The following is a 25,244-nucleotide window of genomic DNA, read 5'->3' as shown; positions in this document are numbered from 1 at the left end:
TTTTGGACATTCCTGTCCATAAATGGTCTGCTCGCTAAGATTATGCAGACACTCAGGGTTGCCCCATAGATTGACTATTATCTCTCCATATCCTTGGAGACCGGCTTATACGGCTTTGCTTCAATACCGTCCAAAGACTTGTAAAATCTCTCCGGGTATTTGAACTTTTCCTCGTACTTACGAGCCAGTTCTTTCGGCATACTGAGAAACTTTTCCGACTCAATCGGTGCGTATGCAATGAAAAACTTGCCGGCAATAATGTCGAGCATTTCACGGTTGCTGTCGTCTTTCACATAACATTTTTCAATCTTCCAACCGTCCTTGCCGCCGTGTTCATCAGCCATATACGCTTCCAGTCGCACACATTTATCCGAGCCGTCAAGGGAAGAAGCATAGATAGAATATCCGCCCATACCCTCAATGAAAGCCTTATTGTTACTGCTGACAACATAGGTTCTTTGTTCTTCTGTGTAAGGCTTGTCAAAGCTGTCATCCGTAAAAACAATATATCCGGTCGTGTGGTTTCTTTCTTTTTCTGCCTGCCGGAAATGAGCTTTCAACTGCGGATAACTCATCTCAACATTTTCAGGCTCGGAATAAACAGCCCTGTTCAGAGGCATACCGTTCATCTTTCCTTCCTCGTTGCAGATGATGGCAACCTCGTCCTCAAAGGGCATATATTCTTCAATATCTCCCTCCACAAGAGACTGCATTGCTTCAAGGGTATCCTCGATTTCAATAAGTTTCGGATACCTGCCCGGCTCAACAAGAATGACGGAAATCTTCTCCGGTGCTTCGACCTTTTCAAAGGTATCCTCGTGAATATTCAAAGCAAGAGAGCTGCCGTTTTCCCAACTCATATGAATCTGTCCGGCGTCGTCAACGAACTTAACTGTTCCTTTTAGCCCATAGGGCATTTGACTTTCGCCAGCCATTTCAGTGAGTACAATCTGCGTACCCTCCGGGTACATTTCTCTGATTTCTTTTAGTTTCATCGTGCAAAACTCCTTTCGGTTTTATCCTTTATCCCTAAGCGTTTACAAAGAAAATCGTTGACATCTTTCCCGTATTGGGGAGGGTCGTCAACGACTTCATACTTATCTGAGAGAATAGTCTGCAACGCTTTGGTAGCTTTTCTTCCGGCAATATCATTGTCCAAATGAAGAACAATTCGCCTGATTGTTTTGTCCTTTTCAAGCAGCCTGCCGAGTGTAACAGGCACTTTCGAGTCCTCAATTTTCTGCTTTGGGGAATACACTCCCGCAAGAGAAACAAGGTTAAACTGTCGCCAGTCTTTGCCCTCCAGCTTCATCAAAGTTGCATAGGAAAGCAGGTCAATGGCACACTCAAAAAGATGAACCTCTCCGGTGTTTTCGGCAGTCAGGCGGAAAGAATATTGCTTTTTACTGCCGGTGCAGTCGCCCATAATCCTTGATTGGTTTGTTGCTCTGTAAGCGGCGTATTTAGGTTCTTTGTTCTCGTCATAGCCGATAAAAACAGCATTGTGATATGGGAGCGACTCAATGATTAGCTCCTGTTCCAAACAGTGGTTGATGATTTCATAATCAATCCCACGCCCGAAAAGGTAATCAAATACCACCTCGGTAGTGGGGCTTTTTTGGGGCAGAAGCAAAGGCTGTTCCTCATAGCTTTTGATATTTTTGCAAGTCGGAAAGCTGACTGAACCGTTTCCCATAATGGTCTGAACCGCCTGCACAAAATCCATTCCACGGACTTTGATAAGATAATCGAGGGCGGATTTGCCCCCGATACCTCTCGACCACCACATCCATTTTCCGTTGGAAATCTTCAAGCTGTCGTGGGTTCTTGTGGTGTAGGTGTTGCTTGAAAACTTGACAAGCTCGCCCGGTTCATACTCTCTGAGATAGGTTAATAAGTCCATTCGCTTGGCTTCTGTTATGACTTCCGGTGCTATATACGGCATAGGTATCACCGCCGTTCTACATCAGCAAATCGGCAACAGCTTTCTGTATCGGTTCGTTGATACTGAGCTTTGCAATGATGATAAGTATCTTGTCAACAGGGCAGCCGATGTCATTCCAAACAGTCCAAGCACCTCCCGCAAGGTCGTCGTTTTCATACAAAGCAATGATTTCTTCCGGCGAAAACACCGTTTCAATGCTCTGTCGAACCAACTCTCCGTAGAAAGAAAGCTTTGCATTTCTAAGAGCAAATTCTGCTTCCTTTGCGGGTGGTTTGCTTCTTTTCAATTCGAGATATGCTTTATCAAGTCTCCTGACCACAACCATCATCATTGCGTCAAAAGGGTTGATGATTGATTTCCTGCAAGGGCAGTTTTCTCTTTCCTTATCGGGTGTCATTTTATCGTTCATAGGTTTTCTCCTTTCGTGTCTTCGGCACTTCGCCCTCATCGGGTTCGCCGCCGACAATTTCGTTTTCTCGCTTATCCATATTGAGCAAGATATTCAGCTCGTCCAGTCGGGCAAGCTTTGTTTTCAATTCTTCCTCTTGGATAAATGGTTTTTGGACTTCTTTCTTTGCGGTTTCCAACTGATTTTTGGTGTTCTCAAGGTCATTTTCCGCAAGCGATAAGCTCTCGGCAAATCTCTCAATTCCGTTATCAAGACGGATAATATTGCCGTGTGCGTCATCGCCGAGAGGAACATTTCTGCTTGTCGCACCCTTCAGTCGAACCTCATAATTTCGCTCTGCGGTATTAAAAAGCAGCTCCGTTTCAAACCCTCGGTACTTGCCGAGAGGAATAGGGTCGGGGCTGTTCATCTGCTTACAGACTTCAATGATTGCTTTACCGGCGTCGGCTTTTTCGGAATAAAAAACACCCTTAACCTCCATACCGACAAAGCGGTCGTCCGTTGGTTTCGGGTGCTGTTTCGCAGTTTCTACATCTTGCTTCAAGCCTTCAATACGGTTTTCCAAAGCTGTAATTCTCTGCGGATAATATTTGATTATCTTATCCTCCAAAGCGTATTTTTCTGATAGAAAGTTGGATTTTAAGAGCTTCAGCTTTTGGACTTGAATATCCAAATCCATCTTTTCCTTAATATACGGATTGCCGGTGGCAAGCATTTTAATCTCTGCATAGGACAGGGCGGTTTCATCAATATCCTCGGCAGAACGCACCGGAGATTTGCTCGTCATAATCTGACTGGCGAATTTTTGCTTTCCCTCTACAAGCTGATAGAGATATGCGTCAAAGGTCTGCTCCGTTACATAGCGGTAAATATCTACATCAGGGTTTGAGTTGCCCTGACGGATAATTCGACCGGAACGCTGCTCCAAGTCTGACGGTCTCCACGGGCAATCGACATCGTGAAGTGCGATAAGTCTGTCCTGAACATTCGTGCCGGCTCCCATCTTCTGCGTAGAACCGAGAAGCACTCTGACCTCGCCTTTACGGGTCTTTTGGAACAGTTCTTTTTTCTTCACATCGGTATCTGCTTCGTGGATAAAGCGGACTTCGCTTTCGGGGACACCACGCTCTATGAGCTTTTTTCTGATATCGTTATACACCGAGAATGTGCCGTCATTCTTTGGCGTTGAGAGGTCGCAGAACACAAGCTGTGCCGATTTTTTATCGGCTGTTTCCTCCCAAATACGGTAGATGTTATCGACGCAGGCGTTGATTTTACTGCCCTCAAAATCAGGCAGCATATCGTTTAGCATACGCTGGTCAAGTGCCAGCTTTCTGCCGTCGTTTGTGATTTTGAGCATATTATCCACACTCGAATCCACACCGCCGCCACGGACTTTCTCGGCTCGTTCCGCAAGGGAAGCAACCATTTCTTTCTGCATTTCCGACGGCTTGACCGCAACATTGTGGAAGTGTGCTTCCGGCACAGGCAGCTCCAGCATATCCGCCGTCTTAATGTCGGCAACCTCCTTAAACATTGCCATAAGCTCCGGAAGGTTATAGAATTTTGCAAAGCGGGTTTTCGCTCTGTAACCCGTTCCCTCCGGGGTAAGCTCAACGGCTGTTACAGTCTCTCCGAAGGTACTTGCCCACGAGTCGAAGTGTTGCAAGTTGTTTTTCACAAGCGTGTTGTACTGCAAGTATCGCTGAATGGTATAGAGTTCCACCATACTGTTTGAGATAGGAGTACCGGTCGCAAATATCGTTCCTCGACCGCCTGTAAGCTCGTCAAGGTATCGGCACTTCATAAACAGGTCGGAGGATTTCTGTGCTTCCGTTTGAGCGATACCGCCCACATTACGCATTTTGGTGTAAAGATAGAGGTTCTTGTAATAATGGCTCTCGTCGATAAAGAGCCTGTCCACACCGAGTTCTTCAAAGGTAACAACATCATCCTTGCGGCTTTGGTCGTTGAGCTTTTCCAGCTTTTGTTTCACGGACTTTTTAGACTTTTCAAGCTGTTTTATGGAGAAATTTTCTCCACGGTTTCGCTTCAAATCCATAATACCGTCTGTCAGTTCTTCAAGCTGCTGCTCAAGAATTGCCCTCTGTCTTTCAATGGACATCGGTATTTTTTCAAACTGGGAATGACCGATGATTACTGCGTCATAATCTCCCGTAGCAATTCGACCGCAGAATTTTTTGCGGTTCTTGGTCTCAAAATCTCGCTTTGTCGCAACAAGAATATTCGCCGCCGGATAGAGCTGCAAGAACTCCGCCGCCCATTGTTCGGTTAAGTGATTCGGGACTACGAACAGCGACTTATTGCAAAGTCCGAGTCGTTTGGACTCCATAGCAGCCGCCACCATTTCAAAGGTCTTGCCCGCACCGACTGCGTGTGCCAACAGCGTATTGCCGCCGTACAGAATGTGTGCAACCGCATTTTTCTGATGTTCACGGAGTTCGATTTCCGGGTTCATACCGTTGAAAACAATGTGGCTTCCGTCGTACTCACGGGGTCTTATGCTGTTGAACTTTTCGTTATACATCTTCGTGAGTTTTTCTCGGCGGGCAGGGTCAGCCCATATCCAGTCCTGAAAGCCCTGCTTTATGAGTTCCTGCTTTGCCTGTGCGATTGCCGTCTCTTTTTTATTGAGAACGGCTTTTTTCTTGCCTTCTTCATCTTCGATATAGTCAAAGATACGGACATCTTTCAGGTTCAGCGTTTCCTCAATTATCTTATATGCGTTGATACGGGAAGTGCCGTATGTGCTGTACGCTTTAACATTGGAACGGTCATAGCTCTTTCCCTCAATGTTCCATTCGCCGGTAAACTGGGAGTAGTGAACCTTGATATTCCATTGTGCATAGCGTGGGGTGTCGAGAAACTCAAACATAAACTGTTGGAATATTTCGGGCGGTATCCAAGTCGCACCGAGCCTTACGGAAATCTCGCTTGCCGTCAAATCCTTTGGCTGCACCTTTTCAAGTGCCTGCACATTGACGGTGTAATCTTCGGGATACAATGCCGCAGACCTTTTGGCTGTCGCCAGCTTCTCACGGACATTGCCCGACAGATATTCGTCCGCCATCAGATACTTCGGCTCATAAGAATTACCGTACTCATAAAGAGGATTTAAAAAGATTACACCCTTTAGGTCAGCGAATAATTCCTCCTCGCTTTTGCCGGAAAGCTCCATCATATATTCCATATCAATGGCTGCTTTTTCACCCATAGAGACAGCGAGAGCTTCGTCTGCGGTATCAACCTCCGTTACCGGCTTGTGCGGTTTTATCGTCCTTTTGAAGAACATATCTGCCTTGCGTTCCAGTTCGCCATCTTCGTTGATGACCTCAAGAGCAGAGAGCAGAGCATAGGAACTGTCGTCGGAAAAGGCAGAAGTATTGGCACGGCTGTTAATAAGTCCGTACTTCTTTGTAAAGCTGTCATACAGAGTGTTCAGCTTTTCCTGTGCCTGTTTGATTTCGCTGTCCGGGTAATCCTCGGTTTGCAGTTCAATCAGATTGCGGACGCAATCTCTTATCCCAATCATACCCTTAATGCGGTTCTCGGCGGTTGCCGATACCTCCACCGGGGACATACGGGAGTTCTCACGGAAATAGATTTTGTCGTCCAAAACCGTGTAAGAGAAGTTCCTTACCGTAGGGTCTGCCGGGATAGAATTATCTTCTTCCTCCAGCTCATCGGCTACTTCGTATTCGGAGATTTCTCCGTGAATGTTTGAAACAGCTTCGTTCAAAAGCTCCGAAAGGTCGGCGTTTTCAAACGGCTCACAGGTTGCTTCCGGTCCGAAACGACCGCTTACCATTTTCATTTCGCCGAGTATCGTTTCCGGGTGCTGAACAAAATATGAGTTCATCCTTATACCGTTTTCGTCGGTGTCAAGATGAACCCAGTCAGGCTCAATATCTATTAGCCTGTCTCGCTTTTGCAAGAACAGAATATCGGATACAACCTCTGTTCCGGCATTGCCTTTGAAGGTGTCGTTCGGAAGTCTGATTGCTCCAAGAAGCTCCGCCCTCTGTGCGATATATTTACGCACATTGGAGTTTTCCTTATCCATAGTTCCTTTGCTTGTCACAAGAGCCATCACACCGCCGGGGCGTAACTTATCAAGCGATTTTGCAAAGAAATAATCGTGGATTAAGAAATTGTACTTGTCGTATCGTTTATCGGAGACTTTGAAATCTCCGAAAGGCACATTGCCGATAACGCCGTCAAAGAAGCTGTCGGGGACATTTACTTCCTCAAAGCCCTGTGCCGCAATAGAAGATTTCTGATAAAGCTGCTGAGCGATACCGGCTGAAACGGTATCAAGCTCCACGCCGTAAACCTTTGCGTTTTCCATTGACTTAGGCAGCATACCGATGAAGTTACCGATACCGCAAGACGGCTCAAGCAGGTTGCCCTCCTGAAATCCCATCTGTTCCAACACCTTGTAAATGGCAGTAGATACTTCGGGCGGAGTGTAAAAGGCGGTCAAGGTGCTTTCTCTTGCCGACGCATATTCCTCCGGCGTCAGGATATTTTTTAGCATTGCATATTCGGTATGCCAAGCTCCGGCTCGTTCGTCAAAGGCTTCGGGAATACCGCCCCAACCGACATATCTCGACAAGATTTTCTGCTCATCGGGTGTTGCAAAACGATTTTCGCTTTGACAATCCTTCAAGACCTTAATCGCTGCATAGTTTCGGTGGAAGCGTTCTTTCTTGTTCACTTCTTCAACCTGATTATTGGCAAGGTCAAAGTTGTGTCGCTCTGCCATCGGAATATCCGGGTGGAGGTCAAAGCTCTTTACCTTTGACTTTTTCTTTTGCTCCCAAGCGGGGACAATCGGTTCAGGCTCTTTCTCTCGGTTGTCCTTAACCTCAACACCGTTGTGTTCGGATAAAGCCTTAAAGTCATCAAGCAAGTCAGGTCTGATACCAAGCACAGAACCGTCATCTTCAAATACAAAGGCTTCATCAACAAGAAAATGATAAAACTCTGCACCGTGCCATTCGTTATCGCCGTCCCTTGCAACAAGACCGTTTTCATCATAACCGAGTCCAATGTCGTCAATCTTTAATCTGCCAAGCACGGAATAAAGAATTTCTGTTTCTCGGTCATAAACCGGGACTTCAGAAACAGCAGCCACAAGGCTTTGCATTGTCGCTTTGGTACAGTCTGTGAAATCAGGCTGTTGTGAAAACTGACTTTCTGCTTCCTCAAACCATTCTGTACCTACATCGGCAAGCTCCTGATTTGCAATACTGCCGAGATAATCAAAGAAATTCTCAGCCGAGTCATACTCCCTTGCAGCTTGCTGTATCTCGTCAAAAGAAAGCGTATTTGTAACATACTGACCTCCGGCATTGCTGTCGGGGTTATAATACATCCAAGTTACGCTTTCATTGTCCCGGTCGATAAAGAAGGCGTCGTCATAACCGGTTTTCGAACTGAAATCCTGTACGGTTTCGGTATCGTTTTGAGCTTCGTTTTCGCCTGTAACGGCTTTTTCTTCTGCCGGTAATACACTGACCTTCAAGTGGTCGTTCATTGGATTTTCACGCACTTTTCGGTCAAATTCTTCCCTTGAAAGCTCCTTGTTGAATAGGGGCATATCGAAGTTATAGAGCTTTACACGGTTTTCATCAAAGGACAAAATCTCATACTGCGAAGCTCCGATATACACGCTGTCGCCGAGATGATATTCATACTGTGCTTCCGGCTCGTCCACTTTGTTTTCAGGCTCAGGCGGTGCGGTAGAGAGTATCTCACGGTTTTTTCTCTGCTCTGCAAGCTCGGCTCGCCTTTCTTCCTGCTTTTCAAGCCATTCCGGGTACTTTTCTTTTTCCTTTGGGTTTAGGTATCTGTCCATACGGATAAGGTCTCCGATACGCTTTTCAACCTGAGACCAAGAAAGCGTAATGTGCGGTTTGTCGCTTCCGATACCTTTTGAAATTGTGATACCTTTTCCGTCGTGCTGTTCGTCAATGCCTGCACCGATGATGACCGGATAAGAGCCGCCCCAACCGTATTCGTTTTTCAAGAAGTCGGCGTTCTCTTTAGCAGAAAGGCTCTTTTCAAACTGCTCATAGATACGCATTTTGCCCTCGGAAACTCCGCTTCCACGGGTGAGAACTGCGTCTATGATTTCCTGAGAAAAAGTAAAGGCAGAGGTTTTTTGTTCCTCTGCCTGATTGCCCATTATGAGAGTCAACTGACCGCCCATAGACGGAAGCGGCTTCATTGTATCGGTCAATTCTCCCAAAAGTCTCATTGCTTCAAAATGCTGTGCGATAACGCCCCAGTCGTAGAAACTCTGAGCGGTTCTGTTTTCGTATTCGCCTTCCCACAAGTGGAGGACATTCTGAAATGTTTTGTATCCAACAAGCCTGCCGTCGCTTAAAGGTAGCTGGGTGTAATCGTTGTTGAAAATACCCTTGATATATTCGGTACGGGTCGCATTATCCGTATTTCTCTCATAGAAGTCTTTGATTTCTTCCTTTGAAGCGGACAAATGCGGGGTAGTACCGAGTATTTCTCGGATAGTATCGTCGCCACCGAAAAACGGCAGGCTCTTGTCCTCGTGGTTTCTGTCGTAATACTCTAAGCGAATATTACCTGATTCTTCACGATTTCCTGTGCCGAGTTCCTGATGTTGTTCATCAGACGAACCCACTTCATCATATCTTCCGCTTTCATCTGCTCCGTCAGCCCGGCTTTCTGTGCCATCTGCTTCACGAGAGTTTCCTCCAGTTCGCTGGCTCTCTGCTGAACCTCCGCCAAGTGACTGTTCAGAATCCCTTTCGTCAGAAGATTGTAGTACAGGATTTTGTGATGTTCCTTCAGATAAGTTCTCCTCATCTGCGACCATCTGCCGAGAGTCACTTCCGTCTGCTCCGGCAGCTTCAGGTTCGGAAGATTGTAATCTCCCACCATCGTGTATGTGATTTCGCTCATCGCTTTGACTCCTTTCGTCTTTGATGTCTTTATTGTATTCGGATTGCCCCTGTTCATCAATTATGCGATTTTCCTTGCTGAGCGTGCTGATTGTTCTGCTGACAGGGAGCAACGCCATTTCTGCAATGTCGCTTGTAGCAATACCCACCGCATTGAGAACTTCCTGTGAATTGAAGCTTGAAATACCGGCAAAGTCATCGGGAGAATAAACCTTGTCTGCGTTCAGTCCCAATCGAGCCATAACCATATATGACACGCTGTTTCTGACAAGCTCCAAATACAAGACATTTGCTTCGTCGGCAGACAAATACTCAATATCGCTGCCTGCACCCAAGCTCATAAAGTCGGAGATATAGTCTGCGATGTTGTCCTCGACGGCATTGGAAATGCTCTCTTTGACGACATTTTCAATACTCGTTGTATCGTTTACTGCACCGAAAGTGTTTTCAAGCGTTTCAATAACCTCTGCTTCATATTCGGGTCTCATCTCCCAAATCGGAACAGGGCGGGAATATCGGCTCTCGTGGGTGTCCGATATATCAAAGTAATGAATCAGCCTTTGACGGCTTCTGTCTGCGTCCTCAAATACGGCAATACCTTTTGCTCCTCGGTTTACCCAGCGACCGAAAGTGCCGTTCCATCGTTCGATTTCAAGCACGGCTGTTGCGTCGGGTCTTTGGGCATAAATGAGAAGCTGTTCATCAAATCGGAGCCTGAAATTTCTACCTGCTGTTTTCAGAAACGATTGCCAGTTTACCGGATTGTCTGTAACCGCAAAACAGGTTCTTTCATACAGCTCTGAAATCAGGTCAAATTTCCTTGCCACCTCGTCTGCACCTCCTTATCGTGATTTTTCTTTGTTCTTTGCAGGTTTTTTGTTTTCTTTTGCGGCTGGTTCTACGGTATGACCGTTTCTCTCGCAAAGCTCGGCAAATTCGCAGATATGGTAGAGATTTGTGCCGACCTCCAAATGGTAGTCGTCGATATATCTGCAAGTCCTCTCCATTGTTTTGCCATCGCCGAGCTTAATTGAGATTTTTTCTCCGTCCGCAATGCGAAACTGCTCCTGATAGTGCGGGTCAATAAATCGGATACCACGCTCGGCATTTTTCAAGTGGTTGTTCAGCCACTCTTTCTGATAGCAATAGCAGTAAAGATTGTACTCGCCCCTGTTGGGGTTAAACCTCATAAGATAGCTGTACTTTTCCGTATCAAGACGGATGCCGTAGTGGTTGCGGTCATCATTAAAGGAACTGTCGGGAGTGGAATAACAGTAAGAGGACATAGCATTTCTGCCGGACAAAACATCGCCGTCACGCAATCCGTTTATCACATCATCAAATTCAGCCTTAAATTCATCGGTTTTCAAGTCTTTTCTAAAATCGTTCCAAGTCGTCCAAAACTCGTTCCCGTTAGAACCGAAGTCGGCTCGCAAATATCCAATAAGTCCGGTCTGCATAGAGAGCTGCTGGCTTTGGCTGAATGTGTATTTACGCTCTGCTTCGGTCAATACTCTGTAATCCATTTTCATCACCTCGCTTGTTCGTTTGTTTGTCTTTGCTTTGGAATAGGAAAGCCATAAACTCCGGCAATGTCATCGCCGAGCCTTTTGGTAACTCGTGTGATGTCGGCTCTTGTGGCTTTTCCGTTGTAGATTTTATCTTGCAGATTTTCAATCTGCGTATCGGTAACACCGTCTTTGAATACACGGTATAGATAATGGTTTGTTCCGTCGTGATGAACGGCATCGGCTCGAAGGTCGCCGTACTTATCCACATACCATTCGGTGTAATCGGTATCGGAATAAAGGCAGTCCTTAATGTTGCCTGAATCAATCATCTTGTAGCCCGACACTCTGCCGTTCCATCTGCCGAGGTCGCCGATTACGATAATCGGCTGTGAAAGCTGAATGTTGAGATTTACTCGTTCATCATATAGGTTTTCGGCATTTGATTTTACCATAATGTCGTAAAGCTCATCATCGGAATATCCGGGATACAGTTCCTCCAAAGACTCTCGCCAATCATCAAGGTCAAGGCTAATGTCGCTCCAAATGATATGACGGTCATTCTGTTCCTGCCTGCTCATCAGTGCCACCTCCCAAATAAGAGAACAGCTTATTGGCTTTGGTCTGCTTCTGAAGCTCGATAATCAGGCTCATATCCGGAATAGTGATACCCGGAATTTTCAAAATGCTCTCCATATCGAGCTGCTGCAATTTCTTTTCTGTATTGCAGCCTGCGTCAAACAGTTTTGTCAGGAGCTTTGTCTTTTGCTGAAAAGTGAAATTTTCCTTCATTGCTTTGTCCTCCTTATCGTTCTTTGTCTTTATTTCGCTTCTTGTTTGAAAGCTCTTGTGCCTTTTCCTTTGCCCATTCAGGCAGACGCTCAGGCTTTACTTCGCCCATAACATCCATTCTTTCATATCGGGTTGATTTGCCGGTGTGAAGATTTGTGCAGAACACGGCACTTCCACGGCTGTTTGCCGACGCACCGAAACCACCTGTAACATAGTAGAGCTGTCTGTCGGCTCGCTGAAATTCGGGCTTTAATACCTTGGGGTCAATGGCAATGATTGTGCCGTTGATGTCTTTGGAATAGTGGTCGGGGATACAGTCGGCTTCCGTTATGAGTGAGATTGGAATATCCTGTTTTTCGACCTGTTCCTTGAAAAGCTCCGCTTCATTTGCCACACGGCTTCCGAAAAGGTGTACGATTTCGATATAGTCATCGCTTACCATACATTCCGAACACAGTTCAAACAGGTCGTTTCTCTCTGCAAAGCCGCACATAAATTTATCGCCGTTTGTACTTTGCTCTTTGGAAGCCAAGATAACTTCCTTTTCGCCCACATTGACCGAGCAGAGAACAGTGTATTCACCTATTTTTCTTTTTTCCTCGTTCATATCCACACCTCAGCTTACTTCAATCACAATTCTGATGTTTCCGCAGTCGCAGCCACTGCACTGTCTGGACAGTTCAGGAAATAGGGATTGCACTCTCTGTCTTGCTCTGCGGATAGTCTCAAAGCACGGCAAGCCGTACCCTTTATAGTTGTTGACTATATCCTCAAGCGGTAAATCTCCGACTCTCATATAGCTGTATCGGTTGTAATAGCAAAGGATAAGCTGCATATCGTCATACCTCGTTTCGGGGCATTCTCTGAGTATTGCAAGCACCTTGCTGTCAACCGTCTTTTGCTTGTTCATAATGCACCTCCGTAAAAGAACTGTGGGCGAAGTATTCACTCCGCCCACACAAGCGTTCCTTATTTCTTTCTGTTCTTAATCTGCAAGAAGATAAAGCCGCCGATAATAAAGGCGACCAATACAACTGCTACGATTGTTTTAGCGTCCATTACTCATTGTCCTCCTTCTTCTTTTTTCTGTACGCAATAATGGCTGTGCCTACAATGCCGAGGGCAGAAAGTCCCGCAAGTGCAGTCCACAAGCCGACATTGCTGTTGTCTCCGGTCTTTGGTGTATCTCTCAGCTCATTGTGCATTTCCACAACGGTAGTAGAACCGACCTTTACGGTTGCAATCTTATCCGCAGGAAGCACATAGGAAGCAGAAACACTATCCTGAACCTCGGAAATGGTGTAATCGCCGATACGAAGTCCCTCGATAATGATTTCGCCGTTCTTATCGGTCGTGAAGCTTCGGTCGTAACCGTTTACTCCTGTAACTCTGAAAGTGAAGCCTTCAACCTTACCGTCAGAGGAAGTCTTAACGATTTTCAGGTTTCCTTTCATAGCCGTGTTAATGAAGCCGACACCGGCTTTGTTTTCTACCTCGCAGGTGGTTTCATCTTTTTCAATGAAAACAGAGTACACACCCTTATCAAGTTCAAAGCCTTCCGGTGCTTTGGTTTCTCTTACAAGGTATTTTCCGTAGAGAAGCTCCTTCATCTCGTAAATACCGGTAGAGGTTTCGGAGAGCGTTCCGATAAGCTCGTCGCCGTCGTCCAATTTGCCGTCTCCGTTTACATCTTTGTAAACCTCAAAGGTCGCTCCTGTCAGCTTGTTGTCCGGGTAATCTTCATCAACCTTTGTGAGTCTGATGTTGCCGTGAACATACTCGTTGACAATTTCAACCTCGATAATCTGACCGTCCTCGGACACGATAACCTCATAGGAAGTAACGTCAAGCACGAAACCGGCAGGCTGTTCGATTTCTCTTACAAGCCAGTTGCCATACGGTACTTTTTCAAAAGAAAAGCTACCGTCATTTTCAGAGGTAGCAGTCATCAAAGCATTTTCTTTTGTAAATTCGGTTTCATCAACCTTAAACAGACCGATAACCGCACCGCCGAGTTCTTCGCCGTTCTCGGTAATCTTCTTACCGGAAACAGAACCGTAAATGAGCTTGTTTTCAATCGGCTTGCCGTCATTGACTGCAAGCTCAACTGTTTCGGTATCCTGTCCCGCATAGCTGAAAGCAAACGGATACTTGCTGTCGGAAAGGATATAATGCTCATCGGTTGCAAGTTCCTTTACATAGTAGCTTCCGAAAGGAAGGTCGGTCTTGATAACAGCCTTGCCGTTCTCGGAAAGTGAGATAATCTCAATCAGTCCGTCTGCCGGAATAGAAGTACCGCTTGCGGAAACAAGCTCCTCTGCGGCGAAAAGTCCGAAGCTGATATTCTTCACTTCATCGCCGTTGCCGATATTGAAGATGTCGTTCTTTTCGATAGCCTTTTCAAGACTTACCGTAACCTTTTGTCTCTCATTTACGAAACTGGTTGCGGTTTCCGTCACGGCAACTTCCTGACCTGCGTAGGTCAACTCGACCTCGTGAGCTTCCTTGTTGATAACCATACCCTCCGGTGCGGTTATTTCGACCACCGTATATCTGCCGAGGTAAAGCTCCTTGCTCTTGGCAAGTCCGTTTTCATCTGTGGTAACAGTATCTACGACCTCGCCCTTTGTGAAACGTACTGTACCGTCGGGAGTGATAATATCTTCTGCTGCGGTAATCTCATAAACCGCACCTGCAAGACCTTTCACTTCATAGACAGGCTGATAAATCACATCGGCGTTTTCCTCTCCGGAGATATTTACCCCTGAGAATACCTCTCCGGTCTTTTCAATGCTGACAGTACCTTTCTGTGCCATATTAGGCTTATCTACCTTAATCACGGTAATACCACCCTCATCGGAAGAATGTTCCTCTGCCACATCAAAGTACACCGGTGTGCTGTCAAGCACATATCCGTAAGGAGCCTGAACCTCCACAAGAGAATATCCCTTGCCGTATTCCAGTTTTTCCGGTGTAACAAGCTGTCCGTTAGCGTCGGTGTAGAAAGTATCAATCGTTGTCGGGGTAGGATAAGTAAAGGTCATTGTTACCTGATTGCCGTCAGGGTCAAAAATTTTGAAGCCTGCACCGGCATACGGAATGTTTTTACCGCTTTCTGCGTCCACCTTGACAACCTTGATATAGCTTTCAAAGTTTGCGTTGTTGATAAGATAGCGGTAGGTCTGTCCGTCCTGAGCAATGAACACATCAAAGTCCTTCATCAGCTCACGACCTTCCCAGCCTGCGGTCTGATGAACAGTATATACGCCGTAAGGCATATCCTTTGTCTGCCCGAAACCGTTTTCATCACAGACAATGACATCTCTTTCATCTTCTTCTGCTGCGTCAAAACTGCCGGAAGATTTCAGATAGATTTCAAAGGTTGCACCGTTTTCGGGTGTTTCAATCTGAGTTTCGCCATTATCGGTATGCTTGATGATAGCGATATTGCCTTTCATAACCTGTTCGGTAACATCATTTGCGGTCTGATTGTGTTCCACCGTATAAAGCTGCGGTTCTGCACCAACCTTATGAATTGTGGTATCAAGCAGATAGCCCTCGGACGGAGTGATTTCACGGATTGTCCAGTCATCATCACAGATATATTCCTTTGTGGTAAACTGCCCGTTCTTATCCGTAACATATTTGTCCACAAGGGTTTCGCCCTTATAAATGCCGTAAACTGCTCCGGCAAGGGTAGCGTCGCCCTGCGGTGTGCCTTCCTCTCGGTCGCTCTTTGTTACGGTTACGCTGAACTTTTTGAGAATGTTCGTGAAGTTTCTTGTGGTTACTTCTTTCCAGTTAATCGGTGCGGTCTGATTTGCAGGCACAACATAACGGATTGCGGTATCCACTTCCTCAACGGTGTATGGGGTAGTGCCGCTGATAAGCACATCATCAAAAGAAGCAACACCGTTCTTATCTGTCACTGCATATTCATCTACGGCAATACCCGCAAGCGAAGTTCCGTAAAGGTGGAAAGTTACACCCTCGACCAGATTATCCTCCGAAGATTTGATAACCTGAAGATTACCTCTTTTGAGAACATTATTGAAGTTGACCTTTGCCACCTGACCGGCAACAACGGTTACTCTGTGAACCTCCTGTGGAACATATTTGTCGATAGACTGCTCTGTGACCGTGTAAACACCGGGCATAAGGTTATCCAGTTGGAATTTACCGCCGTTTGCGGTTGTTACAGTCTGATTGACACCATTACCGCTGACAGTAAACTGAATGCCGTCAACCTTTCCGTCCTCACTTGTCTTTACAATCTGACAAGAGCCGTAGCTTACCTTCATTTTGACAAAGCCGCTGACAGGGTCGCTGACCTCCTGAGCATAAGTAACCACGTCCTGAATACCGTTGCCGTTCTGATGGATACCGTCAGTCCATACAACTACACCTCTGCGGACACCGTTCTTTTTTGCGGCTGTGATAGTAAATTCCTTGCTCGGAGCTTTTTCCATTGAAACAGTCAATTTGTTTCCGCTGACAGAGAACGAAACGCCGTCAATATTTGCCGAGAAATTGTAATTGCCAAGCACACCGTTTGTATCGGTGAGAGTTGCAACATACTTGCTTCCGTTCCATTCAAGCTCGTTCACCTTGGCAGAACCGCTTGACCTTGTGCAGAAGCTCGGTACTTTGGTGTGATTCTGAACACTTTTTACCATACTGTTGTAGTACGACAAGATTTTACTGCGGAGTGGGTGTGCAGAGCTTACACATTCAAGCACGGCATTGCACCCTCCGGTAGAAACGTGATTGAAGCCTGCGTCTCTTTCGCCGACAATAGTTTCCCAAATCAAAATCTGAGTGGCATAAGCGTGTGCGATACAGTTTGCGTCGCTTTCATTCTGCGACTTCCAGCTTGTCGAAATACCTCCACGGTAGCCGTACTGCAAGATGCGACCGATAAGCAGGCGAATATCATCGCCGGAAATCGTTCCGTTCGGGCTGATGTTATTAAAGAAGTTCTCGTCCTTTTCGGTGAGAGTATCTCCTGTCCGCTGTCCTGTACCCGGCTCAATACAGTAGGCGATATTGCCCGAATACGAACCCATTGCACGAAGTCCTGTATATTTCGTGGACAAGCCTTTCCAACCGTTCATATAGTTGAGATTGCCGTGTCCCCATTCGCCGTTGTTATTGGTATCTCCGCTTCGGGGATAATCGACGAGGTACACATCGGCTTTTTCGCCTACGGCTGCAAAGGCTGTCGTTGCCCCAATGCCCATAAAAGCAGTAAGGCTCATAACCGCCGCCAACATAAGCGAGACGGCTTTCTTGAATTTTGTTTTAACCATTGCGTTTTCCTCCTTGAAATGCAAAAACGCACCGATTTTACTCAGTGCGTCCGCTTAAAATTCATTTTGTTTCAGCAGTAACCGATATAGATGTTGTACTCCGTATCGGATAGCTTTTCTGTCCATATCCACACAGCGGTAAAACCCTCGCTGTTCTTGTATCGGTTAAGCCTGCTTTCAATATCAGAGTTAATACCGCTTCGGTTAGGATTTGCGGATATGGGATTGTCCCAACATTCTGTCGCCGTGCTGTCAAGAGAAAGCCCTATGCTCACCGCATACTCTTTTGCGTAACTTACATAAGGGCTGACATCAAATGTCTGCTTGGGCGGCTCTGTCGGTTTCGGTTCTGCCGGCTTTTCAGTCGGTTTTTCAACCGGCTTTTGTTCGGCAGTTGTCTGTTCTTTTGGCTGTTCCGTTTGTTTTTCGGGTTCAGCCTGCGTGGTTGTCTGCTTTGGTGGCTCTGCCTTTGGCTTTTCAGTTACAGGAGTTTCAGCCGTTTTATCTTCCGCCGGTTTTGTCTGAACAGTTGCAACCGTCTGACTTTCAGCGGTTGATTGGCTTTCTTCTGCCGTAATCGGTGTTTCTTCCTGAACTGCCGTGCTTTCCGGTTCTTCTGCCGTATCTTCCTGAGAATTTGTTTCGTTATTACCAGCCGGAAAAGAAGTCTCTGTTTTCGTTATCTCCTGTGCAGCTTCTTTGGCTGTGTTACTGGTACAACCTACGAGGAAAATCATCAGGCAGGCAAGAACACAAGGTATCAGCCTTTTTTTCATATCCATCGCTCCTTTCTGCCTTAATCGTAATCAAAACCGGTCAAAACATCAAAGGTGCGATTGGTGAACTTTTTATCGTAGCAGACATTTTGCTTTTGCTCCAAATGTGCGAACCCTTATATAGACAGCTATATGTTATTGAGATAGATATACTCAAGGGAGATAGAGTATATTTTTCAGCAGGTTAATTGCCGGTATATATAGGGGTTAGAGTGTGAGAAAGGGGGAAGGCTATCGGCTGTCACGGTCGGCTCTGCTTCGCAGAAACTTGTTGTAATGCTCCAATGCCTTGCACACAAAATCCTCCGTTTGGCTTATGGGAATGTTCTTCGGGATAAGCTGTCGAACCCTGTCGCCCCTCAAAACAATTTTCTCCCTTTGGTTTGGTTTTTCCTCCGACATAATCGCTTGGATTGCTTCGGTTGTGAGCTTGCCCTCCTCAAAGAACTTTCGCATACGGATTGTTTGGTCGTGGGACGGGGTTGCGTCGTTCAGGTCGATTTCATCAACCACATCACGCTGACTGTCCTCATCGAGAAAAGACAATTCAACCGCCGGTCGCATTTTAATTCGCCCCTCGTCAACATAATCCAAAAGTTCGGGAACAAGGTTTGTAAGGCGAATATAACGCTGAATTTGCGTTTGGCTTTCGCCACTTTGAGTTGCAAGTTCTTCCCTTGAAAAATTTTGTCCCACTGGGACTAAATTATCTTTGCTCGGTCTGCCCGCTTGCCTTTTCATCGCTTCCAAACGCATTTTGTAGGCATAGGCTTTTTCAGAGGGAAGTATCTGCGACCTTTGATAGTTACTCTCAACCATTAAAATTGTGGCTTCGTCTCGGTTCAGCTCAACAACTTCACATCGGAGCGTATCAAACCCGGCAAGCTCACAGGCTCGCTTTCGTCTGTGTCCTGAAATGAGTTCGTATCTGCCGTCCTCTTTCTGCCTTACCGTCGCCGGAGTAATAACCCCTCGTTCCTTAATACTCTCAATGAGCTGTGCCATATCCTCGTCATCACGCACCTTAAAAGGGTGGTCGGGGAAATCGTCAATCTCAGTCAAGGGAATATCTCGGATTTTGGAAAGCTTTTCTTCATCTCTCTGTTCCTGCGTTGAAAATAAGTCATCGAGCTTCGTGAGAGTGAAGTCGCTCTTTCTTCCTGCCATCGGCTAACACCTCCTTTGTAAATTCGGTGTACGCTTTTGACACCGTGCTGCCCGGTTCGTAGGCAAAAATGCTCTTGCCTTTGGAAGAAGTCTCTGCGGCTTTTACGGCAATCGGGATATATGTTCGATACATCATAATTTGACTACCGAAGTTCTCTCTCAGAGCTTCTACCGTGCTTTTGGCGAGGTTGGTACGGCTATCCACCAAAGTGAGAAGCATACCGTCAATCTTTAAGTTCGGATTGATACGCTTCTTAACTCTTGAAATGGTCTGAACAAGCTGCGTCATTCCTTTTGCCGGTAAATACTGAGCCTGAACAGGAATAATAACGCTGTCTGCCGCAGATAGAGCATTGATTGTTACCATTCCGAGGGAAGGCATACAATCTATAAGGATATAGTCGTATTTGTCCTTCACTTCGCTGAGATAGTTTCTCAATGCCGTCTCTCTGCTCATTGCGTTGACAAGGTTAAACTCCATTGCTGAAAGCTCAAGGTTTGCCGGAACAAGGTCAACACCTTCGTCGTGGTGCAGAATACCGACCGTAGGGTCATTCATCGTTTCGTTTATGACATCTGTGAGTTTCGTTGCAAGCGTGATACCCAAGTTGTCTGTATCCTGCCAGCCGAGACAAGTGGTTAAGTCGCCCTGTGGGTCTGCGTCTATGAGCAACACTTTCTTTCCCTGCATTGCAAGACCGACACCGAGGTTTACCGTAGTGGTCGTCTTTCCAACTCCGCCTTTTTGATTGCATATGGCAATCGTTTTGCAGTTCGACACTTTGTGCGTCCTCCTTTCGTAAAATTCATAGCCATCGCAGTATGGCTATGTACTTGACCGGCTCATTTCCTAACCGGTCGGGCAATATTTGTTCTAAACACCCCTTGCCGAGCAAAAAGCTCACGGGAAGTCACTAAGGAACAGACTGCTAATCTGTATCATAGGAATTTCACCTCTGCCGGGTACTCCGCCAGCTCCGTAGAGAAGTATCATTATCCTTCTGACTGTCGTCGCCGTAACAGGGGCAACCTATTACTTATACCGGGAGTTCTCGCTGTTCTGCAATGCAGAAGTCTCGGCGTACCCGATAAGGTGGCTAAAATCATCAGAAATAAAGTCTTAGTGAATGATTTATTCAGTTGTCAAAGTACAAGCGAAAGGGCTGACCTTTTCGTGGTTCGGAATTAACCCCTTCACTCATTTGGACAAAGGGGGTCAAAATGCACACCCAAAATCACCCCTTTTTCAAAAATTTCTTGAAAATATTTTTTTAGAAACAAAAAAGCCGCCTTTCTCACTGTTACCAGCGAAAAAGACGGCGGGTAGAAATTTTCATAATTCTGATGTATAATAGGAAATTAAGAGAAAGACAAATTTGAATTTGACGGAGAGATAGTATGGCTATTATTAAAAACGAAATACCGATTTTGGAGTTTGATACAGAGCAGACAGCAGTTCTTAATCCCACTCATGAAAATCTTGGTTTGAACTTACCCAAGAAATGTGTGTTCGCATTTCTTGGTGCTTACATAGATGAATATGCCAGTAAAAGTGATACCAAACAGGTATCCACTTTTGAGAGTGCAACGAAGCATTATCCCATTTACATCACCAAATACAAGGGTGAGGACATTGTGCTTTGTCAAGCACCCGTTGGTGCGGCAGCAGCCACACAGATACTTGATTGGCTGATTGGTTATGGTGTAAGAGAGGTAATCTCGGCAGGTAGTTGCGGTGCTCTGGAAAAGTTCCCCGAAAGTACATTCCTCGTACCAAACAAGGCTCTGCGTGATGAGGGAACATCTTATCACTATGCGCCCCCTTCTCGATTTGTGGAAATCAGCGAGAAGGCAAGAAAAGCAATTGAAGAAACCATTCTTGAGCATAGTATGAAATATCAGGAGGTTATAACCTGGTCAACGGATGGATTTTTCCGTGAAACCAAAGAAAAGGTGGCTTATCGCAAAAGTGAAGGCTGTGCAGTTGTAGAAATGGAATGTTCTGCTCTGGCGGCCTGTGCTGATTTCAGAGGGGCAACCTGGGGTATGATACTTTATACCGCAGACAGTCTTGCAGATGTTGACAAATACGACGAAAGAAACTGGGGCGGTAATGCATACGAATATGCACTTACGCTCTGCCTTGATGCGGTTATCAAATTATAAGAACAGTTAGAATCAATCTTTTTTTTGTGATATAATTTTATTGAGGTGAATGAAATGAGGACTGAAAAAGAAATATACGATTTAGTTTTGAATTTTGCTTTTCAAGATGAGAGAATTAGAATTGTAACTCTTGAGGGGTCTCGCACTAATGTTAATATACCAAAAGACAATCTTCAAGATTATGATATTACTTTTTTTGTTATAGATATGGGAGAATTTTTGAAAAGCGATGACTGGCTTAGTGTTTTTGGTAACAGAATTATGATGCAAAAACCTGAAGATATGGAATTATTTCCTCCAGAAGAAAAAGGATTTTCTTATATAATGCTTTTTGATGATGGTGTAAAGATTGATTTAACTTTGTTACCTGTTTCAATGCTTGAGGAGTATCTTACTCGCGATAAACTTGTAAAAATCATGTTAGATAAAGATAATATGATTAAAACAGAAATAGTTCCCACAGATGAAGATTATTACATTAAGTGTCCAACAGAAAGAAAGTTTGATGACTGTTGTAACGAATTTTGGAATGTTGCAACATATGTATCCAAGGGCTTACTTCGTGGTGAAATACTATTTGCAATAGACCATATGAATGAAGTATTACGTCATGAGCTTCTTAGGATGATTAGTTGGTATGTCGGTACTGAAAAAGGATTTAATTTCAGTTTGGGTAAAAACTATAAATTTTTAGATAAGCATATTTCAAAAGAATTGTGGGATAACTTACTAAATACATATTCAATGAGTTCGTATGAAGAAATGTGGAAATCGTTTGATTTGTGTCTATGTTTGTTCAAAAAAATATCTAAAAAAGTGGCAGATTCACTTGGTTATAATTATCCTGATTATGATGAAAACGTTACAAAATATTTGGAAACACAAAAGAGAATTTCAAATAAATATCTTTATGGTAATAGGTATTGACAAATTCCAATTTGTCGAACTTACTCTAAATTGGCAAAGACCGCTTACATCGTGTAGGCGGTCTCTTTTCGTGTTCAGATATATTTGATTTTGAACTTTCTTCTCTTAGCTGAAAGCACCTTATAAAGAATATCATCTACTGCATCGGTGCATCTGCCTTGTGCTGTCAGGCTGTTCTTCAAACGAATAAGTGATTGTATCAATCTGCTATATTCGTCATCATTTAGATAGATATGGAACTTTTCTTCTCTCATAGTCGTTTCCTCCATTCATCGAATCTTCTTTTGATTACCGAAACATCTACTTCGACATCAGAATAAATAAAGATATGTACGCTTTTGAAAACTGCTTTTACTCTGTCGGCATACTCCGTTTCCGTTTCGGTTGTCTTAAAAGGGAGTTTTACGAGTTTTATATTTCGCTGCTTGCAAAGGTGGCTTTTGAGAACCTCCATATGTTCTGAGCCGTTCGTAAATTCTATCGCCAGCTTTTCTGACGGAATGTAGGTTTCAAGTGGTATTCCTAATAGTTTATCCGAACCGAGCTGCACCTTTAGTCCTTTTTGCTTTGCGTAATAGGCAACAGCCAAGCCGGGGAATACGGAGCGATATTCGCTTTCGCATACGTCGCATTTTCCTTCAAGAATTGTTCTGTCGCTGATTTTTGCTTTCCAAGAGTGTCCGAGTGAACATTTCCACCACACACTTTTCATCGACTTTCTTGATACTTGTGTCGGGAGCAGAGAGTTTTTTTCATAATCCCATTCAGCAAGCAGTTTCCTGTCCGTTGTGGCTAAATCATTGTACCCTGCAAGAACCGCTCTGTCCGCACAGACCGGGCATACCGTTCCTTTTACACGGGCATTTATTACGGACTTCCACTCATTGCCGCAGGTCTTACACTTCCACCAAACATTGCGTCTTGATTTTGCGTTTACCTCATCAGGTAATAGAGGATAATTTCTTTCTGACCACTCGGCGGCAAGGTCAGGGTGCGTAGTCGCCAAGTCATTAAATCCTTTGAGCAATGTATATCCACTACAATACGGACATCTGCTCCCACCGGAACGGGTTGAAATAAGAGTGTACCACTCGTTTCCGCAATCTCTGCATTTCCACCAAGCCTTACTGTTTGCAAAGGCTGTTACCATTGTAGGCTGCAACGGAAGATTTCTGTCAGACCATTCAGCAGCAATATCAGGATACTGTGAAGCAAGGTCATTGAATCCTGCAAGGACTTTATTATGTGAGCAGTATGGACAGCCTGTGCCGTTTACCGTTCTGCTTTTAACGCTTGCTTCCCATTCGTGTCCGTGTTTGCATTTCCAAATAATCTTCTTATGAGAAGCGACAGAAACCTCAGTAGGCTTTAATTCGTTCTTTTCAGACCACTCCTGAGCCAGCAGGGGCTTCAATGTGGCTAAATCATTGATACCCTCTATTACTCTCGCTCCTGAGCATATCGGGCATTTCTCGCCCTTTGAGCGAGCTTTGACGCTCGTTTCCCACTCGTGTCCGCAAGCACCTTTCCACCACACTCTTTTATTTGAACCGAAGGTTATCTTATCCGGCGTCAGCGGTAAATTCTTCTCTGACCATTCAGGAATAAGCTCCGGATGAACGCTTGCTAAACTGCCCGTCATAGTACAACCACCCCTTCCTTTGTGATTATCCCAATTATATTGAGAAAATCGGGATTGGTGTAGTTTGCGAATAATAAGAAAGACCTTGGGAGAAAATATCTCTCAAGGTCAATAAGTGATTCCTCAGTTAGAATTTTATCTTTCCTGTCGGGCAATAAGAGTGGTTACACTATAATAAATCATCACTAAACCCGCACTTAAAATTGCCCCGCCAATAATATCAGTAATCCAATGAACACCGGATATCAACCTGCCAATTACCATAAAAGCAGTAAATGCAATTAAAGCAAAGGCAAATGCTCTTTTCATTTTTGTATTTCTAATTCTACTGTTTAGCTGCATAACAGCTGTCGGCATAACACACATAACAAGCAAGGTTGTCGATGATGGATACGAAGCTTCAAGAAAACCGTTAATCAATACCGGGCGGTAATTGACAACATAAAATTCAAAAAACAAATATGCCGCCATTACAACAATATAGAATGCTCCCAACACCAAAATACTGTAATCGACCTTGAATAAGCTTTTTCTTTTAATAAGCTGTATAAGTCCAAGCAACGCAAATCCCAAAATAAAGCAAAGCGGTATCAGTCCTAACCAGTCCGTAACGGTATATATTGCCATATGCACACCTGTCAGGCTGTGGATAAAGCCGTTCAAGGTTGCAAATCCAACAGAAGAGTTTTGTGGCCCGATGGGCTGAACATCAATAAGGCTTATTGCCACTGTCCACAAAATAAATAACACTACCATTGCTATTCCTGAAAGCAATACTTTTTGACTTTTTTCTTTTTTCATTTTTATCAATCCTTTGCCATAATTATTTGGCTTTCGCCTGTTTACAATATAGGCGGAATGAATAAAAATGAAAAGAATTTCACCGTCACATTGACGACACGCTTCGTATCATCGCCATTTTATCAGCATCAGAGACTTTATCGCCAAGAAAACAAAAGTGAAAAAGGCTGCATAAGGTTGAAGTGTTATCATAAATTCTATTGTAGCAACTGTGCTTAACACAATGGATATTTGATGTTTGTGTTTCAACCAAAACACTGCTTCATAATTTTGTAGAGCGAGAAGCAAAACACCTGTAAGTACAATTCCAAATACAATAATTAAATACGGTATTTTGATATACTGCGGGGTACCTGTCAGCGAAAGTAAAGATACCTCTTTTATAATCTCATCACCCTTTTGTCCAAAGAAAGGCAGAAACAGAAACATAATCAAACTGCAATCGAGTAAACCAAACACTAAGTCTCTTGTATGTTTTTCCTTTTGCTTATTATCCTCGTCAGCAATTTTAAGTATTTCTTCACCGGACAATAACTCATCTATTGACACTGAAAAAAACTTTGAAATTGCTTTTAATGACTCGATATTGGGAACTCCTCTGCCGGATTCCCACTTAGAAATTGCAGTGCGAGACACAAATAACGCTTCCGCAAGTTCTTCCTGCGTGAGTCCTTTTTCTTTCCTCAACTCTTGTAATTTTTCACTTAATTCCATAATAAACATTCCTTTTGCACTCAGATACGAATGTATCCTTTATTAGAAATGGGCAATCCCACTATGGGACTGCCCATTCATTCCGTAAATTATGCGATTTTTTAGTCTCTGCACCGTTTTTAG

19 protein-coding genes are annotated in these 25,244 nt (G+C 44.6%); 2 read left to right on the top strand and 17 right to left on the bottom strand.

From position 1 onward, the window contains the following. Positions 1–77 precede the first annotated feature (77 nt). From H8706_RS09410 to H8706_RS09345, 13 genes are all read right to left on the bottom strand, one after another. Complete coding sequence (locus H8706_RS09410) at positions 78–995, bottom strand: DUF3846 domain-containing protein (protein WP_050618035.1); 918 nt, start codon at positions 993–995, stop codon at positions 78–80. Further along, positions 992–1,945, bottom strand: a complete 954-nt coding sequence (locus H8706_RS09405) for a DUF3991 and TOPRIM domain-containing protein (RefSeq protein WP_050618034.1) — start codon at positions 1,943–1,945, stop codon at positions 992–994. The genes H8706_RS09410 and H8706_RS09405 overlap by 4 nt, the downstream gene beginning before the upstream one ends. A 16-nt stretch (positions 1,946–1,961) precedes the next feature. Beyond that, a complete protein-coding gene (locus H8706_RS09400) occupies positions 1,962–2,354 on the bottom strand; it encodes a hypothetical protein (RefSeq protein ID WP_050618033.1) in 393 nt (130 codons plus the stop codon). Beyond that, positions 2,344–10,146 (bottom strand): N-6 DNA methylase, encoded by a 7,803-nt coding sequence (locus H8706_RS12505; protein WP_449421274.1) that lies wholly within the window; start codon positions 10,144–10,146, stop codon positions 2,344–2,346. Before H8706_RS12505 ends, H8706_RS09400 begins: the two co-directional genes overlap by 11 nt. A gap of 15 nt (positions 10,147–10,161) precedes the next feature. Next, a complete protein-coding gene (locus tag H8706_RS09385; RefSeq protein WP_262432422.1) occupies positions 10,162–10,845 on the bottom strand; it encodes a hypothetical protein in 684 nt (227 codons plus the stop codon). A 5-nt stretch (positions 10,846–10,850) separates the two neighbouring features. After that, entirely contained in the window at positions 10,851–11,408 is a 558-nt protein-coding gene (locus H8706_RS09380) for a hypothetical protein (protein WP_044761244.1), read from the bottom strand. Beyond that, complete coding sequence (locus H8706_RS09375) at positions 11,386–11,619, bottom strand: hypothetical protein (protein ID WP_066733305.1); 234 nt, start codon at positions 11,617–11,619, stop codon at positions 11,386–11,388. Before H8706_RS09375 ends, H8706_RS09380 begins: the two co-directional genes overlap by 23 nt. A 13-nt stretch (positions 11,620–11,632) precedes the next feature. Then, complete coding sequence (locus H8706_RS09370; protein ID WP_262432421.1) at positions 11,633–12,226, bottom strand: hypothetical protein; 594 nt, start codon at positions 12,224–12,226, stop codon at positions 11,633–11,635. Positions 12,227–12,235: 9 nt separating this feature from the next. Next, positions 12,236–12,529: an exodeoxyribonuclease VII small subunit gene (locus H8706_RS09365; protein WP_003525240.1), complete on the bottom strand. Its 294-nt coding sequence runs from the start codon at positions 12,527–12,529 to the stop codon at positions 12,236–12,238. Between the two features lie 148 nt (positions 12,530–12,677). Next, positions 12,678–16,928: a SpaA isopeptide-forming pilin-related protein gene (locus H8706_RS09360; protein WP_262432420.1), complete on the bottom strand. Its 4,251-nt coding sequence runs from the start codon at positions 16,926–16,928 to the stop codon at positions 12,678–12,680. Between the two features lie 71 nt (positions 16,929–16,999). Next, positions 17,000–17,704: a hypothetical protein gene (locus H8706_RS09355; RefSeq protein ID WP_262432419.1), complete on the bottom strand. Its 705-nt coding sequence runs from the start codon at positions 17,702–17,704 to the stop codon at positions 17,000–17,002. A 231-nt stretch (positions 17,705–17,935) separates the two neighbouring features. Beyond that, positions 17,936–18,871, bottom strand: a complete 936-nt coding sequence (locus tag H8706_RS09350; protein WP_050618025.1) for a ParB/RepB/Spo0J family partition protein — start codon at positions 18,869–18,871, stop codon at positions 17,936–17,938. After that, positions 18,828–19,652 carry a ParA family protein gene (locus H8706_RS09345; RefSeq protein WP_050618024.1) on the bottom strand — a complete coding sequence of 275 codons (825 nt, stop codon included), beginning with the start codon at positions 19,650–19,652 and terminating at the stop codon, positions 18,828–18,830. The genes H8706_RS09350 and H8706_RS09345 overlap by 44 nt, the downstream gene beginning before the upstream one ends. Positions 19,653–20,269: 617 nt before the next feature. Here H8706_RS09345 and H8706_RS09340 point away from each other — a divergent pair. Beyond that, positions 20,270–21,037, top strand: a complete 768-nt coding sequence (locus H8706_RS09340) for a nucleoside phosphorylase (protein WP_002582179.1) — start codon at positions 20,270–20,272, stop codon at positions 21,035–21,037. A gap of 54 nt (positions 21,038–21,091) precedes the next feature. Further along, positions 21,092–21,964 (top strand): aminoglycoside 6-adenylyltransferase, encoded by an 873-nt coding sequence (gene ant(6), locus H8706_RS09335; RefSeq protein ID WP_002582178.1) that lies wholly within the window; start codon positions 21,092–21,094, stop codon positions 21,962–21,964. A gap of 74 nt (positions 21,965–22,038) precedes the next feature. Here the strand turns inward: ant(6) and H8706_RS09330 are convergent, their stop codons facing one another. The 4 genes from H8706_RS09330 to H8706_RS09315 all read right to left on the bottom strand — a co-directional run bounded on the left by H8706_RS09330 (position 22,039) and on the right by H8706_RS09315 (position 25,121). Then, positions 22,039–22,218, bottom strand: a complete 180-nt coding sequence (locus H8706_RS09330) for a hypothetical protein (RefSeq protein ID WP_050619561.1) — start codon at positions 22,216–22,218, stop codon at positions 22,039–22,041. Beyond that, on the bottom strand, positions 22,215–23,606 hold the full coding sequence (locus tag H8706_RS09325) for a zinc-ribbon domain-containing protein (protein ID WP_262432418.1): 1,392 nt from the start codon (positions 23,604–23,606) through the stop codon (positions 22,215–22,217). The genes H8706_RS09330 and H8706_RS09325 overlap by 4 nt, the downstream gene beginning before the upstream one ends. Positions 23,607–23,741: 135 nt before the next feature. Then, positions 23,742–24,407 carry a phosphatase PAP2 family protein gene (locus H8706_RS09320; protein WP_262432417.1) on the bottom strand — a complete coding sequence of 222 codons (666 nt, stop codon included), beginning with the start codon at positions 24,405–24,407 and terminating at the stop codon, positions 23,742–23,744. Positions 24,408–24,515: 108 nt separating this feature from the next. Next, entirely contained in the window at positions 24,516–25,121 is a 606-nt protein-coding gene (locus tag H8706_RS09315; RefSeq protein WP_003525258.1) for a helix-turn-helix domain-containing protein, read from the bottom strand. Positions 25,122–25,244: the final 123 nt, after the last annotated feature.

Origin of the sequence: Qingrenia yutianensis (genome assembly GCF_014385105.1) — a bacterium.
GTDB classification, from domain to species: Bacteria; Bacillota; Clostridia; order UMGS1810; family UMGS1810; genus Qingrenia; species Qingrenia yutianensis.
The sequence above is the reverse complement of the archived record's forward strand: the minus strand, read 5'-3'. Positions and strand labels throughout refer to the sequence as shown.

Coding starts and splice junctions, on each gene's coding strand:
- H8706_RS09360 (WP_262432420.1), bottom strand. CDS start 16,928: ATGGTTAAAACAAAATTCAAGAAAGCCGTCTCGCTTATGTTGGCGGCG.
- H8706_RS09380 (WP_044761244.1), bottom strand. CDS start 11,408: ATGAGCAGGCAGGAACAGAATGACCGTCATATCATTTGGAGCGACATT.
- H8706_RS09405 (WP_050618034.1), bottom strand. CDS start 1,945: ATGCCGTATATAGCACCGGAAGTCATAACAGAAGCCAAGCGAATGGAC.
- H8706_RS09370 (WP_262432421.1), bottom strand. CDS start 12,226: ATGAACGAGGAAAAAAGAAAAATAGGTGAATACACTGTTCTCTGCTCG.
- H8706_RS09385 (WP_262432422.1), bottom strand. CDS start 10,845: ATGGATTACAGAGTATTGACCGAAGCAGAGCGTAAATACACATTCAGC.
- H8706_RS09315 (WP_003525258.1), bottom strand. CDS start 25,121: ATGGAATTAAGTGAAAAATTACAAGAGTTGAGGAAAGAAAAAGGACTC.
- H8706_RS09410 (WP_050618035.1), bottom strand. CDS start 995: ATGAAACTAAAAGAAATCAGAGAAATGTACCCGGAGGGTACGCAGATT.
- H8706_RS09330 (WP_050619561.1), bottom strand. CDS start 22,218: ATGAGAGAAGAAAAGTTCCATATCTATCTAAATGATGACGAATATAGC.
- H8706_RS09365 (WP_003525240.1), bottom strand. CDS start 12,529: ATGAACAAGCAAAAGACGGTTGACAGCAAGGTGCTTGCAATACTCAGA.
- H8706_RS09320 (WP_262432417.1), bottom strand. CDS start 24,407: ATGAAAAAAGAAAAAAGTCAAAAAGTATTGCTTTCAGGAATAGCAATG.
- H8706_RS09340 (WP_002582179.1), top strand. CDS start 20,270: ATGGCTATTATTAAAAACGAAATACCGATTTTGGAGTTTGATACAGAG.
- H8706_RS09355 (WP_262432419.1), bottom strand. CDS start 17,704: ATGAAAAAAAGGCTGATACCTTGTGTTCTTGCCTGCCTGATGATTTTC.
- H8706_RS09325 (WP_262432418.1), bottom strand. CDS start 23,606: ATGACGGGCAGTTTAGCAAGCGTTCATCCGGAGCTTATTCCTGAATGG.
- H8706_RS09400 (WP_050618033.1), bottom strand. CDS start 2,354: ATGAACGATAAAATGACACCCGATAAGGAAAGAGAAAACTGCCCTTGC.
- H8706_RS09350 (WP_050618025.1), bottom strand. CDS start 18,871: ATGGCAGGAAGAAAGAGCGACTTCACTCTCACGAAGCTCGATGACTTA.
- H8706_RS09375 (WP_066733305.1), bottom strand. CDS start 11,619: ATGAAGGAAAATTTCACTTTTCAGCAAAAGACAAAGCTCCTGACAAAA.